The 14,695-nt window shown below is 66.2% G+C and carries 14 protein-coding genes; 12 read left to right on the top strand and 2 right to left on the bottom strand.

What is annotated here, in order from left to right; all coding sequences use genetic code 11:
* The first annotated feature begins 303 nt into the window (after positions 1-303).
* The 4 genes from D4Q52_RS21900 (at position 304) to D4Q52_RS21885 (ending at position 5,264) form a co-directional block, all read left to right on the top strand.
* On the top strand, positions 304-1,440 hold the full coding sequence (locus D4Q52_RS21900; RefSeq protein ID WP_119858689.1) for a thiolase family protein: 1,137 nt from the start codon (positions 304-306) through the stop codon (positions 1,438-1,440).
* Positions 1,437-1,802 (top strand): Zn-ribbon domain-containing OB-fold protein, encoded by a 366-nt coding sequence (locus D4Q52_RS21895; RefSeq protein WP_119858688.1) that lies wholly within the window; start codon positions 1,437-1,439, stop codon positions 1,800-1,802. Before D4Q52_RS21900 ends, D4Q52_RS21895 begins: the two co-directional genes overlap by 4 nt.
* A complete protein-coding gene (locus D4Q52_RS21890) occupies positions 1,799-3,898 on the top strand; it encodes an acetate--CoA ligase family protein (protein WP_119858687.1) in 2,100 nt (699 codons plus the stop codon). Before D4Q52_RS21895 ends, D4Q52_RS21890 begins: the two co-directional genes overlap by 4 nt.
* Before the next feature lie 403 nt (positions 3,899-4,301).
* Positions 4,302-5,264, top strand: coding sequence for an IclR family transcriptional regulator (locus D4Q52_RS21885; protein WP_119858686.1), 963 nt, complete (start codon positions 4,302-4,304; stop codon positions 5,262-5,264).
* Between the two features lie 89 nt (positions 5,265-5,353).
* On the opposite strand, the gene D4Q52_RS21880 is transcribed toward D4Q52_RS21885, so the two are convergent.
* The gene (locus tag D4Q52_RS21880; RefSeq protein WP_119858685.1) at positions 5,354-6,637 is read right to left on the bottom strand and encodes an MFS transporter; all 1,284 of its coding nucleotides are present in this window, start codon (positions 6,635-6,637) and stop codon (positions 5,354-5,356) included.
* Positions 6,638-6,749: 112 nt separating this feature from the next.
* Complete coding sequence (locus D4Q52_RS21875; protein WP_119858684.1) at positions 6,750-7,520, bottom strand: enoyl-CoA hydratase; 771 nt, start codon at positions 7,518-7,520, stop codon at positions 6,750-6,752.
* A 144-nt stretch (positions 7,521-7,664) separates the two neighbouring features.
* Here D4Q52_RS21875 and D4Q52_RS21870 point away from each other — a divergent pair, with 144 nt between their 5' ends.
* The 8 genes from D4Q52_RS21870 to mmsB all read left to right on the top strand — a co-directional run bounded on the left by D4Q52_RS21870 (position 7,665) and on the right by mmsB (position 14,531).
* Entirely contained in the window at positions 7,665-8,231 is a 567-nt protein-coding gene (locus D4Q52_RS21870; protein ID WP_119858683.1) for a PaaI family thioesterase, read from the top strand.
* Positions 8,232-8,330: 99 nt separating this feature from the next.
* Positions 8,331-9,014, top strand: coding sequence for a TetR/AcrR family transcriptional regulator (locus tag D4Q52_RS21865; RefSeq protein WP_119858682.1), 684 nt, complete (start codon positions 8,331-8,333; stop codon positions 9,012-9,014).
* Positions 9,015-9,184: 170 nt separating this feature from the next.
* The gene (locus tag D4Q52_RS21860) at positions 9,185-10,681 is read left to right on the top strand and encodes a CoA-acylating methylmalonate-semialdehyde dehydrogenase (protein ID WP_119858681.1); all 1,497 of its coding nucleotides are present in this window, start codon (positions 9,185-9,187) and stop codon (positions 10,679-10,681) included.
* 58 nt (positions 10,682-10,739) lie between these two features.
* Positions 10,740-10,967 carry a hypothetical protein gene (locus tag D4Q52_RS21855; RefSeq protein ID WP_119858680.1) on the top strand — a complete coding sequence of 76 codons (228 nt, stop codon included), beginning with the start codon at positions 10,740-10,742 and terminating at the stop codon, positions 10,965-10,967.
* On the top strand, positions 10,964-11,392 hold the full coding sequence (locus tag D4Q52_RS21850; RefSeq protein WP_119858679.1) for a type II toxin-antitoxin system VapC family toxin: 429 nt from the start codon (positions 10,964-10,966) through the stop codon (positions 11,390-11,392). Before D4Q52_RS21855 ends, D4Q52_RS21850 begins: the two co-directional genes overlap by 4 nt.
* The gene (locus D4Q52_RS21845) at positions 11,392-12,537 is read left to right on the top strand and encodes an isobutyryl-CoA dehydrogenase (protein WP_119858698.1); all 1,146 of its coding nucleotides are present in this window, start codon (positions 11,392-11,394) and stop codon (positions 12,535-12,537) included. The genes D4Q52_RS21850 and D4Q52_RS21845 overlap by 1 nt, the downstream gene beginning before the upstream one ends.
* The gene (locus D4Q52_RS21840) at positions 12,534-13,607 is read left to right on the top strand and encodes an enoyl-CoA hydratase/isomerase family protein (RefSeq protein ID WP_119858678.1); all 1,074 of its coding nucleotides are present in this window, start codon (positions 12,534-12,536) and stop codon (positions 13,605-13,607) included. Before D4Q52_RS21845 ends, D4Q52_RS21840 begins: the two co-directional genes overlap by 4 nt.
* A gap of 36 nt (positions 13,608-13,643) precedes the next feature.
* A complete protein-coding gene (gene mmsB, locus D4Q52_RS21835; RefSeq protein ID WP_119858677.1) occupies positions 13,644-14,531 on the top strand; it encodes a 3-hydroxyisobutyrate dehydrogenase in 888 nt (295 codons plus the stop codon).
* Positions 14,532-14,695: the final 164 nt, after the last annotated feature.

Below are 14,695 nucleotides of genomic sequence, written 5' to 3'. Positions count from 1 at the left end.
CCCCCTACCCCCCCCCCCGCGCGGGGGGTTGGGGGGGGGGGTGGGCTCCCGCCCCCCCGCCGCCGCCCCCGCGGCCCCCCACCCCCGACCCCTCCCCGCAAGGGGGAGGGGAGCGCGCTGGGCTCGGGGCGATGCTCGTCGCCTCTATGAGCATCAGCCTCTCGTTCGTCATTCCGGGGCGCGCCTCTTGGCGCGAGCCCGGAATCCATACTCCCCGACGGTGGTTATGGATTCCGGGCTCGCCGCTGCGCGGCGCCCCGGAATGACGAACGAGAGCGGAGCGTCCAGTGGCGGACCTGCATCATGAGCTACATCACCGGCGTCGGCCTCACGCGCTTTGGCAAGATCGACGGCTCGACGACGCTTAGCCTGATGCGCGACGCGGCGGAGGCGGCGATTGCCGATGCGGGCTTGTCGCGTGGCGACGTCGACGGGCTGCTGTGCGGCTATTCGACGACGATGCCGCATATCATGCTGGCGACGGTGTTCGCCGAGCATTTCGGCATCCGGCCGAGCTACTGCCACGCCGTGCAGGTCGGCGGCGCTACCGGCATGGCGATGGCGATGCTGACGCATCAGCTGGTCGAAAGCGGCGCGGCGAAGAACATATTGGTCGTCGGCGGCGAGAACCGCCTGAGCGGGCAGAGCCGCGACGCGTCGGTGCAGGCGCTAGCGCAGGTCGGCCATCCGATCTACGAAGTGCCGCTCGGGCCGACCATCCCGGCCTATTACGGCCTCGTCGCCTCGCGCTACATGCACGACCACGGCGTCACCGAACAGGATCTCGCTGAGTTCGCCGTACTGATGCGGGCGCATGCGGCGACGCATCCCGGTGCACAATTTCGCGAGCCGATCAGCGTCGAAGACGTGATGGCGTCGAAGATGATCGCTTCGCCGCTCAAGCTGCTCGACTGCTGTCCGGTGTCAGACGGCGGCGCCGCGATGGTGATCAGCCGTGAGCCGACGACAGCGTATCGCGTCAAGGTGCGCGGCTCCGGCCAGGCCCATACGCATCAGCACGTCACCGCAATGCCGGAAGAGGGGGCCTCCGGCGCCGAGCAGTCGATCGCACGCGCCAAGGCTGCGAGCGGCGTCGCAATTGCCGATGTGAAGTATGCAGCGGTGTATGACAGCTTCACCATCACGCTGCTGATGCTGCTTGAAGACCTTGGTCTCGCCGTACGCGGCGAAGCGGCGGCGCGGGCGCGCAGCGGGCACTTCTCACGCGATGGCGCGATGCCGCTCAATACGCACGGCGGCCTCTTGAGCTACGGCCATTGCGGCGTCGGCGGCGCGATGGCGCATCTGGTCGAAACCCATCTGCAGATGACCGGCCGCGCCGGCGATCGCCAAGTAAGAGACGCCTCAGTGGCGCTGCTGCACGGCGATGGCGGCGTGCTGTCGTCGCATGTCAGCATGTTCCTGGAGCGCGAGCGATGAGCGAAGCGGCACACTCCGACTGGACCACAGGTGACGAGGCGATCGTGTATCAGCGCTGCACCAGCTGCGGCGCGGTTCAATACTTCCGCCGCGAGTTCTGCGCGGCGTGCGGCAGCAACGATCTCGCCACGCTGCGTGCCAGCGGCGAGGGCAGGGTGTATGCCGCGACGCTGGTGCACCGCGCCGCCACTGCCGAGGCGCGCGAGCACGTGCCGTTCAAGATCGTGCTGATCGACACCGCCGAAGGCTTTCGCATGATGGCGCACGGCGCCCACGACCTCGCTGTCGGTGATCGGGTGACGGCGCGGTTCGCGCGCTTCACCGGGCGCCTCGTTCCGTATTTCGAAAGGACTGTTGCATGAGCCGCCTGCGCGCCGCCCTCGATCCGAAATCCATCGCCGTGATCGGCGCGTCGGACAATCCCAACAAGGTCGGCGGCCGGCCGGTGCATTTTCTCGGCAAGTTCGGCTTCACCGGCAAGATCTATCCGATCAATCCCACCCGCCCGGAGATCCAGGGCCACAAGAGCTACGCGTCGCTCGCCGACCTGCCGGAGGCGCCCGAGATGGTGATCGTCGCCGTCGCCGGCGACAACGCGATCGCCGCGGTCGAGGATTGCGCCGCCGCCGGCGTCAAGGTCGCGGTGGTGATGGCGTCGGGCTTCGGCGAAGTCGACGCGGTCGAAGGCAAGGCCAAGGAGCGCCGCATGGTCGAGGCCGCGCACAAGGCCGGCATGCGTATCGTCGGCCCGAACTCGCAAGGCCTGGCGAATTTCGGCAGCGGCGCGATCGCGTCGTTCTCGACGATGTTCGTCGACATGGAGCCCGCTGCCGACAAGGGCCACGTCGCGATGCTGAGCCAGTCCGGCGCGCTGTCGACCGTGCCGGTCGGCTTCCTGCGCCAGAAGGGCATCGGCGTCCGCCACACCCACGCCACCGGCAACGATTCCGACATCACCGTCGGCGAACTCGCCTGCGCGGTGGCGGAGGATCCGGAGGTGAAGCTCATGCTGCTCTATCTCGAGAGCATCCCGGACAAGACCTATCTCGAAGAGCTGGCCGCGATCGCGCTCGATCGCGACCTGCCGATCATCGCGCTGAAGTCCGGCCGCACCGATGCCGGCAAGGCGGCGGCGCAGTCGCACACCGGCGCGCTCGCCAACGAGGACCGCGTCGTCGATGCGTTCTTCGAGCATCACGGCATCTGGCGCGCGCCGGACATGCGCGGCCTGGTCGAGGCAACCGAGCTGTATCTCAAAGGCTGGAAGCCGCAGGGCCGCCGGCTGGTCGCGATCAGCAATTCCGGCGCGGTCTGCGTGCTGACGGCCGATGCTGCGACCAGCGTCGGCATGCCGATGGCCAAGCTCGCGCCTGAGACCGACGCCAAGCTCAAGGGCATCCTGCCGAGCTTCGCCACCACCACCAACCCGATCGATCTCACCGCCGCGCTTTTGTCGAACAGCGCGCTGTTCGGCGACATCCTGCCGGTGATTGCCCAGGACCCTGCGGCCGACGCGTTTCTGATCGGCGTGCCGGTGGCCGGCCCCGGTTACGACGTGCCGGCGTTTTCACGCGACACCGCGGCGTTCGGCCAGCAGACCGGCAAGCCGGTGGTGGTGGCGGCGACCCAGCCCAGCGTCGCGCAGGCGTTCGCCGCCAATCGCACGTCGGTTTTTCCGACCGAGGTCGAGGCGGTCAGTGCCCTGCATCAGTTTCTGGCGCATCACGAATTGATGGCGAAAGCCCGCGCGCGCCGCGACACCGCCGCGCCGAGCGAGGCGCTGATCGCGCTCGGGCCGGACACGCTGATGCTCAACGAGGCCGACAGCCTGAGGCTGCTGGCGTCGCGCGGCGTCGCGGTGGTGCCGCATCGGCTGTGCCTGTCGCGCAGCGAGGCGGTCGCGGCGTTCACGCTGATCGACGGGCCCGTGGTGGTGAAGGGCTGCTCGGCCGATATCGCGCACAAATCCGAACTCGGTCTGGTGCGGGTCGGCATTACTTCGGCGGACATGACCGGCGATATCTATACCGAGATGGAGCAGATCATCGCCAAGGCCGGCGCGCGGTTCGACGGCGTGATCGTTGCGGCGATGGCGAGTGGCCGCCGCGAGATGATGATCGGTGCGCATCGCGATCCGGTGTTCGGGCCGGTCGTGGTGGTCGGCGATGGCGGCAAGTACGTCGAAGTCTTCCGTGATACCAAGTTGCTGCTGTCGCCATTCACAGCGGACGACGTCCGTGCCGCGCTGCAGGCCCTACGGGTCGCGCCGCTGTTCGCCGGCGTCCGCGGAGAAGCGCCGATGGATATCGATACGCTTGCCGAAATGGTGGTGCATGTCGGCGAGTTGATGCGGGATCCGGCTGCACGCATCGTCAGTATCGATCTTAATCCGGTCATGCTGGGGAGCGTGGGTGAGGGATCCGTGGTCGTCGATGCTGTGGTGTTCCACGCGGTCTGACGCGGCTCAGCATGTGCGGCAATACGCCGCCGTCGAGGCCGCTTAGGCCACGGGCTCGAACGGCATTGCGCTATCAGCTCCGAAGTTTCGAACGGCTTGCGGATTATCAGGCAAGCGCAATACGTTCGCAGATCGCCCGCGTCGCTCGACAATCCCCGATAGCAGTTCCGTGTCGCGCACGCGCGGGGATCTTGTGGATCTACGGACGGCGACGGAAATCTTGCGCCAAGTAGTCATGTGCAGGTCTGCAATGCCCACCAACTGCTGTTGTTAACTGCGAAGCCGTGATGTAGCGTTGCCGTCAAGTGGAATAATATTCCGCACAGCAAAACAAGAAATGTGCGCCGGTCGGAGTTGCTTCGGGCGGCGCATTGGGCACCAAGAACCAAAGCGAGAAGAAAAAATGGGACGACGCTCGGAGCGACTCTGCAGACAAGGCCTCGGCGACATCGGCGGCGACAGTGATGTGATACAAGTCGTATCACGCGCCTTCGACGTGTTGCGCTGTTTCGAAAGCGCGGACGCGCGGCTCGGCAACCTCGAGATCTCCAATCGCTGTGGTTTGCCGCGTTCCACAGTGTCGCGGCTGACGCATACGCTCACGCGAATGGGGCAGCTCGTCTATCTGCCCCGCGACCAGAAGTATCGGATCGGCCCGAGCGCCGTTGCGATGAGCACCGCCATGATGCGCGGACTGCAGTTCCGAAACCTCGTTCGGGCGCGCCTGCAGGAAGTCGCCGAACAGATCCCCGGCACGATCGGCTTCCTGATCCCGGATCGATTCCACCTCGTGTACTTCGAGTACGCCCGCGCGGTGCAGACGGTGGGGTTGCATTCCACCACCGGCAGCCGGATCGCCATGGCGCAGAGCGCCGGCGGCCATGCTTATCTCGCCGCGCTCGAGCCCGAGGTCGCTGAGGGGTTTCTCGCCGAGATCGAGCGGGAGGAGCCGAGCCAGGCGCCGCCGCTTCGTGAACGCCTTGAAGCGAGCCGCACGATGCTGCGCCAGCGCGGCTATGTGATCTCCTGTGGCCTGTTCAACCCGCACGTCAATGGCATCGCAGTGCCGATGTGGTCGCCGCAGTATCAAACTCACGTCGTCGTCAATATCGGGCTATTGGCGGCGATGTATGACGAGCAGCGGCTGCACGACGAAGTCGCGCCGGTGCTGCTGCGCTTGAAGGATGCAATCGACGGGTTGGTGCAGAACGCGGAGAGCGGTCTGGTGGCGGTCGGCGCGGGCGCCAAGCGGCCCGTGCGCCCGGCGGCGGCGAAGGGCTTGTCCGCAGTGCGGCGGCCGGCGGCCCCCGCCCACAATTTGGCAGCTGCGGAGCTGCGACGCCGGCAAGGGCAGGCCCCTGCCTGATTGGCCTGTCCGCAAGCGCGCTCCACATCGTCGCGCTGCGTGATCGTTCATCCCCCGGGCCGCCTCGCGGCTCGGGGATGTTTTTTGAGCTACGCGGCTGCCGGCCGCGGATGCTTGGCGATGGTCAGCACGATCACGGCGGCGATGATGCACAGCGCGCCGGCGGCGAAAAACGCCGGCAGGTAGCTCAGCAGCACGGTGCGCGACAGGCCTGCGCCGAACGACGCTGTCGCGGCGCCGAGCTGGTGGCCGGCGAAGATCCAGCCGAACACCAGGCCGGCGCGCTCGGCGCCGAATTTCTGCGCCGTCAGGCGCACCGTCGGGGGCACGGTGGCGATCCAGTCCAGCCCGTAGAACACCGCGAACAGCGACAGGCCGTAGAAGGTGAAGTCACTGTAGGGCAGGAACAGCAGCGACAGACCGCGCAGCCCGTAGTACCAGAATAGCAGCCAGCGGTTGTCGTAGCGATCCGACAGCCAGCCCGATAGGATGGTGCCGACGAAGTCGAAAATACCCATCGCCGCCAGCAGCCCGGCGGCCTGCACCTGCGGGATGCCGAAATCGGCGCAGAGCGGGATCAGGTGGACCTGGATCAGTCCGTTGGTCGATGCGCCGCAGATGAAGAAGGTTGCGAACAGGATCCAGAATACGCGGGTCTTCGCCGCATCGCGGAGAGCTCCGAGCGCCGCGGCCATGATCGGCGCGTTGGTCGGGGGCGGCGGCGGCAGCGGCTCGGTGCCGGTGTCGCCGAACGGACGCAGGCCGACGTCGCTCGGCCGGTCGCGCATCAGCAGCAACACGCCCATCGCAGCGACGCCGAGCCCGACGCACAGCAGCAGCAACGCGATGCGCCAGCCGAACCGTTCGGTGAGCGCCGCCAGCATCGGCAGGAACACCAGCTGCCCGGTGGCGACGCTGGCGGTGAGGATGCCGACCACCAGCCCGCGGCGATGGTTGAACCAGCGCGCCGCGACGGTGGCGCCCAGCACCATGGCGGTGAGGCCGGTGCCGATCCCGACCGCGACGCCCCACAGCACGACGAGTTGCCAGACCTGCGTCATCGCCACCGAGCCGATCAGACCCAGCGCGATGATCACTTGCCCGGCCAGCGCGACATTGCGCAGCCCGTAGCGGTTCATCAGCGCGGCGGCGAAGGGCGCCATCAGGCCGAAAAGGATGAAGCGGATCGACAGCGCCGAAGAGATCTCCGCGGTGGTCCAGCCGAATTCCTGCTGCAGCGGCACGATGAACACGCCCGGCGCCCCGACGGCGCCGGCCGAGACCAGCGCGGTGAGGAACGTCACCGCCACCATCACCCAGCCGTAATGGATGTCGCGGCGGGCGAGGGTGGAGGAAAGCCAGGTCGACATCATGGGCTGAGTCCCGATGCAGCAAAGGCCGGCAAGCGCCGGCTGTAAAATATTACAGTCATCATATAATGCGCCGCCCGCATTGCAAGCCGCCGGGTTGCGTGCGGCATGGTCGTCAGCGTTTGCGCTGCAGGAACTCGCCCATCAGCCGCTGCGGCTCGCCGGTCAGATAAGCCTGTCCGAACACGCCGACCGAATGCGCGACGGCTTCCCCCAGCGGCATGTCGTGCCAGGCGGTGAGCAGCGCCTTCTGCGATCGCAATGCCTGCGGCGCGGCGGCGAGCAGGGAGGCGACCACACTCTCGACGGCGGCGTCGAGTTCGGCCGGAGCGGCGAGCTTGTCCACAAGCCCCCAGGCCAACGCAGTTGGCGCGTCGATTGTCTCGGCGGTCATCAGCAGCCAGCGCGTTCGGCTCCAGCCGATCAGCCGCGGCAACAACGCGGCATGGATCACCGAGGGGATGCCGACGCGCACCTCGGGCATGGAAAATTTCGCGTTGTCGGCGGCGACGCGGAAGTCGCAGGCGGCGGCGAATTCCAGTCCGCCGCCGAGGCACCAGCCCGGAATACGCGCGATCACCGGGCAAGGCATGGTACGCACGGTCTCACATAGATTGCCGAGGCCGGTGATGAAGCGCTCGGCGGACGCCTGATCGAGCGTTGCCATCTCCTTGATGTCGGCGCCGCCGATCAGACTGCGGCTGCTCTCTCCGGCGATGATCAGCACGCGGAGGGTGTCGTCCGCGGCGAGCCACGTCAGGCCCTCGCGCACCGCATCGATCACCACAGAGTTCAGAATGTTGAGCGACCCGGCGCCGCAGATCGTCAACGTGGCGACGCCGCGGGGATCGCGGATGATGCCGCAGTGGGAATTGAACATCTGCATCGACTGTCTCGCGAGGCTCGGGCGGGGGAGGTGCGGCATCTTGGCGAGCAAGAGCCCATGCCTGTCAAGCCGTCGGCGGCCGGAACTTGCCGGGGCGGCACTTCCGTTATATGATGTCTATCATATAACTAGACGGAGCGTGCGATGAGCCTGCTGGATGAGCCTCGATCTGCGGAATTGTTCGCGCCGTCGCAGCGTCGCAGCCGCACAATCGACTGGCAGGAACCCGGACCGGTCGCCCGCGCGGCCTCGACGATGCCCGGCATCGAGGTGATGGCCGCGATCCGAGACGGACGGCTGCCGCCGCCGCCGCTCGCCAAGTTGATCGGCTTTAAGATGGCCGAAGTGCACCCCGGACGGATCGTGATGCGGCTCGACCCCGAGCAGAGTCTTGAAAACACCGTCGGGATGCTGCACGGCGCGGTAGCGGCTGCTCTGCTCGACACCGCAATGGGGTGTGCGATTTCCACCGAACTGCCGGCCGGGCAAGGCTCGGTGACGATGGATCTCAAACTGACCTATCTGCGGCCGCTCTCGGTACGTTCTGGTACGATCAGCGCCGAAGGGCGGGTGGTGAAGCTCGGCCGGCAGTCCAGTTATACCGAAGACTTCGTGTATGACGGCGGTGGCAAGCTCGCTGTGCACGCCACCGCGACCTTCGCGATGATCGGCGCCGGACCTCAGCACCGCTCACCTCCGCAAGACTCCTGAGGCGGTTGAAACTTGCAGCGCAGCGCCGCGTTCGATGGCATAATATGATCCCGGACATATCTTGGTCCGGGCAACTATCTGGGACACGGCTGGATCGCCATGCGCTATTCCAAGGAACATAAGCTCGAAACCCATGCCCGCATCGTGCAGAAAGCATCGGTGAGGTTGCGTGAGAAAGGCGCCCATGGCATCGGCGTCGCCGACCTGATGAAGGAGGCCGGCCTTACCCACGGTGGCTTTTACGCGCATTTCGCCTCGCGCGAGCAATTGCTGATCGAAGCCTTTACCTACGCGATGGATCGCTCGACCGCGCGCTGGCGCAAGCTCGCGGCCGATACGCCGCGCGAGCAGCGACTGGCGCTGATCGTCGATCATTATCTGTCCGCCTCACATCGCGACGATCCCGGACGCGGCTGTGCAGTGCCGGCGCTCGGCGCCGAAGTCGCTCGGGAGAGTACCAAGACCCGCAAGGCTTTCGCCGCCAAACTCGACGCCATGATCGACGCGATCGCGTCCGAATATGTCGACGCGCCACCAAAGGTTGCACGAAAGCAGGCGATCGCCGCGCTGGCCACGATGATGGGCGGGTTGCTGATGGCGCGGATCGCCGGCACGGGGGAACTCTCCGACACGATCCTCGACGCCGGACGCGAGGCGGTGCTCGGCCGCGCCGCACCCGTGAAGCGGCTCGGCAAGCAAAGCGCCGCCCGGCCGGCCAAGAAGGCCGCCGGCAAGTCGGCCGCGAAAGCATCCGCCACGCCCAAGGCGAAGGCCGCCCTGTAAGGCTTCGGCTGGTCCGCCGGATCTCCGCGAACATGGCGGCGAGCGGTGGCGTTTCGCCGCTTTTGGCAATCCCTGCAGTTTGTCGGGGGCCCGTCCGCGTCCAGGCTCTTCCCAAAGCCCGAAAAAGGCTGTTCAAGGGGGGCCACAAAACACCCCTTCAGGAGGAATGGATGCGCACGATTGGGCACTTCATCGGCGGCAAGGAAGTCGAGGGCAAGTCGGGACGCTTCGCCGACGTGTTCGAGCCGATGACCGGCGAGGTCAAAGCCAAGGTCGCGCTTGCCACCAAGGCCGAAATGCGCGCCGCGGTCGAGAACGCCGCCGCCGCCCAGCCTGCCTGGGGCGCCACCAATCCGCAGCGCCGCGCCCGCGTGCTGATGAAGTTCCTTGAACTGGTGCAGCGCGACTACGACAAGCTCGCCGAATTGCTGGCCCGCGAGCACGGCAAGACCATTCCGGACGCCAAAGGCGACATTCAGCGCGGCCTCGAAGTCGCCGAATTTGCCACCGGCATCCCGCATCTGATGAAGGGCGAATACACCGAGGGCGCCGGCCCGGGTATCGACATCTATTCGATGCGCCAGCCGCTCGGCGTCGTCGCCGGCATCACCCCGTTCAACTTCCCGGCGATGATCCCGATGTGGAAGTTCGCGCCGGCGATCGCCTGCGGCAACGCCTTCATCCTGAAGCCGTCGGAGCGCGATCCGGGCGTGCCGATGGCGCTGGCGGCGCTGATGCTCGAAGCGGGCCTACCGCCCGGCATCCTCAACGTCGTCAACGGCGACAAGGAAGCGGTCGACGCCATCCTCGACGATCCGGACATCAAGGCCGTCGGCTTCGTCGGCTCGTCGCCGATCGCGCAGTACATCTATGAGCGCGCGGCGCAGACCGGCAAGCGTGCGCAGTGCTTCGGCGGTGCCAAGAACCACGCCATCATCATGCCGGACGCCGACATGGACCAGACCGTCGACGCGCTGATCGGCGCCGGCTACGGCTCGGCCGGCGAGCGCTGCATGGCGATCTCGGTCGCCGTGCCGGTCGGCAAGGCCACCGCCGACAAGCTGATGGAAAAGCTGATCCCGCGCGTCGAGTCGCTGAAGATCGGCCCGTCGACCGATCCGACCGCCGACTACGGTCCGCTGGTGACCAAGGATGCGCTCGAGCGCGTCAAGAACTACGTCGAAATCGGCGTCCAGGAAGGCGCGACGCTGGCGGTCGACGGCCGCGGCTTCAAGATGCAGGGCTACGAGAACGGATTCTATCTCGGCGGCTGCCTGTTCGACAACGTCACCAAGGACATGCGGATCTACAAGGAAGAGATCTTCGGCCCGGTGCTGAGCGTCGTTCGTGCTCACGATTATGCCGAAGCGTTGGCGCTGCCGTCGGACCACGATTACGGCAACGGCGTCGCGATCTTCACCCGCGACGGCGACGCCGCGCGCGACTTCGCCGCCAAGGTCAATGTCGGCATGGTCGGCATCAATGTCCCGATCCCGGTGCCAATCGCCTACTACACCTTCGGCGGCTGGAAGAAGTCCGGCTTCGGCGATCTCAACCAGCACGGTCCGGATTCGGTGCGATTCTACACCAAGACCAAGACCGTCACCTCGCGCTGGCCGTCCGGCGTCAAGGAAGGCGCGGAGTTTTCGATTCCGCTGATGAAGTGATAGGATAGTCGTCCCGACCGGCCCTGATCCGGGCCGGTCGGTTTCGAGGAGACGTGCGATGGCCGAGATCAAAGCCCGCAGTCGTGTGGAAGAGCTGGAAGAATCGTTCGAGCGCCGCGCCCGAGCCAATGGTCGCACATTCGAACAGGAGGTTGAATGGCTGCTCGAACGCAAGCAACCATTCACGCCTGAAGAAGGCGTTGCTGTTTCGCGGTATTTTCACTCACGGTGCAGCGGCATCCAGCCCTCGCTTACTCTTGACGAGATCAGGGAAGGCCTGATGTGAGGACGTGGATCATCGATGCGAGCGTCGCCGTGAAATGGCTTGTGCTTGAGGAGATGTCCGATGTTGCGATCGAACTGTACGGAACGGGAGACCATCTCGTCGCACCGCGATTGATCGTCACCGAAATCGCCAACGTTCTTGCCCGGAAGACCATGCAAGGCTTGCTGACCCGCGACGAGGCCTCGTATCAGTTCCGTTCACTGCCGCAATACTTGCCGGTTCTTATTGAGGTCGACCCATTGATCGAGCCGGCGTTCGAAATTGCCTGCGAACTCCGCCATCCGATCTACGACCTGATCTACCTCGAAACCGCGCGTCGGCTCGATGCCCAACTGATCACCGCAGACCGCCGCTTCGCCGATAAGCTCGCCGGCACCGATCTTGCGAAATACGTAACGCTTCTTTCCGAGTGGCACCCCGAATGATGCAATTCGACCTCAACGAAGACCAGCGCGCGGTCCGCGACATGGCGCGCGATTTTGCGGCCGAGAAGATCGCCCCGCACGCGCTGAAATGGGACGAGGACAAGCACCTGCCCCTTGACGTGATCCGCGAAGCCGCGGGGCTCGGCATCGGCGGCATCTACATCCGCGAGGATGTCGGCGGCAGCGCCATGACGCGGTTCGACGCGGCGCTGATCTTCGAGGCGCTGGCGACCGGGTGCCCAGCAGTGTCGGCCTTCATCTCGATCCACAACATGGCAGCGTGGATGATCGACAGCTACGGCTCGGAGGCGCAGCGTCAGCAATGGCTGCCGAAGCTGTGCAGCATGGAACTGATCGCGAGCTACTGCCTGACCGAGCCCGGCTCCGGCTCGGACGCTGCGGCACTTCGCACCCGCGCGGTGCGCGATGGAGATCATTACGTCCTCAACGGCCAGAAGCAGTTCATCTCCGGCGCCGGCGCCAACGATCTCTATGTCGTGATGGTGCGCACCGGCGGCGACGGCCCGGGCGGCATCTCCACGTTGGTGGTCGACAAGGACATGCCCGGCCTCAGCTTCGGCGCCAACGAGCGCAAGATGGGCTGGAACGCGCAGCCGACCCGTGCGGTGATCTTCGAGAATGCGCGCGTGCCGGTCGCCAACCGGCTCGGCGACGAGGGCATCGGCTTCAAGATCGCGATGTCCGGGCTCGACGGCGGCCGCCTCAACATCGCCGCATGCTCGCTCGGCGGCGCGCAGGCCGCGCTCGACCGCGCGCTCGACTACACCAAAGAACGCAAGGCGTTCGGCAAACGGCTCGACGAATTCCAGGCGCTGCAATTCAAGCTCGCCGATATGGCGACCGAGCTGGAGGCCGCGCGCACGTTCCTGTGGCGTGCCGCCGCGGCGCTCGATCGCAAGGACCCGGACGCCACCAAGCTGTGCGCGATGGCCAAGCGCTTTGGCACCGACACCGGCTTCGAAGTTGCCAATGCAGCCCTTCAACTGCACGGTGGCTACGGCTATCTGGCCGAATACGGCGTCGAGAAGCTGGTCCGAGATCTGCGCGTGCATCAGATCCTCGAAGGCACCAACGAGATCATGCGGCTGATCGTGGCGCGCAAGCTGATCGAGGGCGCGCGATGAACGCGCCGGTGAGCGAGCCCGATCTGATCGTCCGCCGCGAAGGAGCGGCCGGCGTCATTCGTCTCAATCGGCCGAAGGCCATCAATGCGCTGACGCTGGAAATGACCCGCGAATTCGATCGCGCGCTGATCGCGTTCGCGGACGATCCACAGATCGCGCTGATCCTGGTCGAAGGCGCTGGTGAGCGCGGCCTGTGCGCGGGCGGCGACATCGTCGGGCTGTACAACAGTGCACGCGAGGGCGGCGATCTCGGCAAGGTGTTCTGGCGCGAAGAATACATCATGAATGCGCGCATCGCGGCCTATCCCAAGCCCTATGTGGCGCTGATGGATGGGCTGGTGATGGGCGGCGGCGTCGGCATTGCCGGCCACGGCAGCCATCGCATCGTTACCGAGAAGACCAAGATCGCGATGCCGGAAGTCGGTATCGGCTTCTTCCCCGATGTCGGCGGCACGTGGCTGCTGACGCGCGCCCCCGGCGAAATCGGGACGTATTTCGGCCTGACCGGCGAGATCATGAACGGCGCCGATGCGATCCATGCCAAATTCGCCGATGCCTTTGTGCCGAGCGTGGTGTGGCCGGATCTGCGCGAAGCGTTGACCGCGGCGCCCCTAGGAGCCAGCGCCGCGCAGGTGCGCGACATCATCGCCCGCTTCAGCCTCGCACCGGATCCGGGACCGGCGCAGCAGCATCAGGCCGAGATCGATGCGGCGTTCGGCAAGGACAGCATCGACGAGATCGTCGCGGCGCTGGAGCAGGACGGCTCTGAGTTCGCGCAGGCGGCGCTGCAGACGCTGCGCATCAAATCGCCGACCAGTCTCAAGGTGACGCTCAAACTGCTGCGGATGGCGCGGCAGGCGGCGTCGCTGCAGGAGTGTCTGGTCCACGAATATCGCGCCGCGCTACAGGTGTTCGTCAGCGAGGACTTCGTCGAGGGCGTGCGCGCTGCGGTGATCGACAAGGATCGCCAGCCGAAATGGCGCCCCGCGACCATCGCGGAGGTGACGCCTGAGATTGTGGCGCGTTATTTTGTCGACCGCGGCGCCGACGAGCTTAAATTCCCGGGCTGAAGAAACCGGATCATCGAGGGACGAAGGGGGACGGACATGACGGCCATCGCATTTATTGGTCTCGGCAACATGGGCGGCCCGATGGCCGTCAATCTCGCCAAGGCCGGACAGCAGGTCACCGGCTTCGATCTCGCCGCGGCGTCGTGCGACGCGGTGAAGGCCGGGGGCGTCGCCACCGCCAAGAGTGCGATCGACGCGGTGCAAGGCGCCGACGTGATCGTCACCATGCTGCCGGCCGGCAAGCACGTGCTGGCGGTCTGGAACGAGATCCTGCCGCATGCCGAAAAGGGCGCATTGATCATCGATTGCTCGACGATCGACGTCGAGAGCGCGGTGCAGGCGCATGCGCTCGCGGCGAAGCTCGGCGCGGCGTCGGTCGATGCGCCGGTCTCCGGCGGCACCGGCGGAGCCAAGGCGGCGACGCTGACCTTCATGGCCGGCGGCAGCGAGGCGGCGTTCGCCGCCGCCAAGCCGATCCTCGAACTGATGGGCAAGAAGATCGTGCATTGCGGCGGCGCCGGCGCCGGGCAGGCGGCGAAGATCTGCAACAACATGATCCTCGGCATTTCGATGATCGCGGTCGGCGAGGCGTTCACGCTCGCCGAGAAGCTCGGCCTGTCGCATCAGGCGCTGTACGACGTCGCCTCGACCTCGTCCGGCCAGTGCTGGTCGCTCACCACCTATTGCCCGGTGCCCGGCCCGGTGCCGACGTCGCCGGCGAACAACGGCTACAAGCCGGGCTTCGCCGCCGCGCTGATGCTGAAGGATCTCAATCTGTCGCAGGAAGCCGCAAAGTCCTCCGGCGCCGCCACGCCGCTCGGCTCCCACGCCGCCGAGCTCTACGCAGCGTTCGAACAGGCCGGCCACGGCGGTACGGATTTTTCCGGGATCATCAACTACCTGCGCGAGCAGGGGCGAAAGTAGTTCGCTCTTCCACCGCGTGCCGCTCGCACTGCGTCGTCATCCTGAGGTGCGAGCGAAGCGAGCCTCGAAGGATGCGGCTCCGAGTGCCTGCGGCCCATCCTTCGAGACGCCCGGCTGCGCCGGGCTCCTCAGGATGACGTTAAGTGCGTTGCAAAGCATTGTGA

This window comes from Rhodopseudomonas palustris, assembly GCF_003591005.1.
Taxonomy (GTDB): domain Bacteria; phylum Pseudomonadota; class Alphaproteobacteria; order Rhizobiales; family Xanthobacteraceae; genus Rhodopseudomonas; species Rhodopseudomonas palustris_K.
The sequence above is the reverse complement of the archived record's forward strand: the minus strand, read 5'-3'. Positions and strand labels throughout refer to the sequence as shown.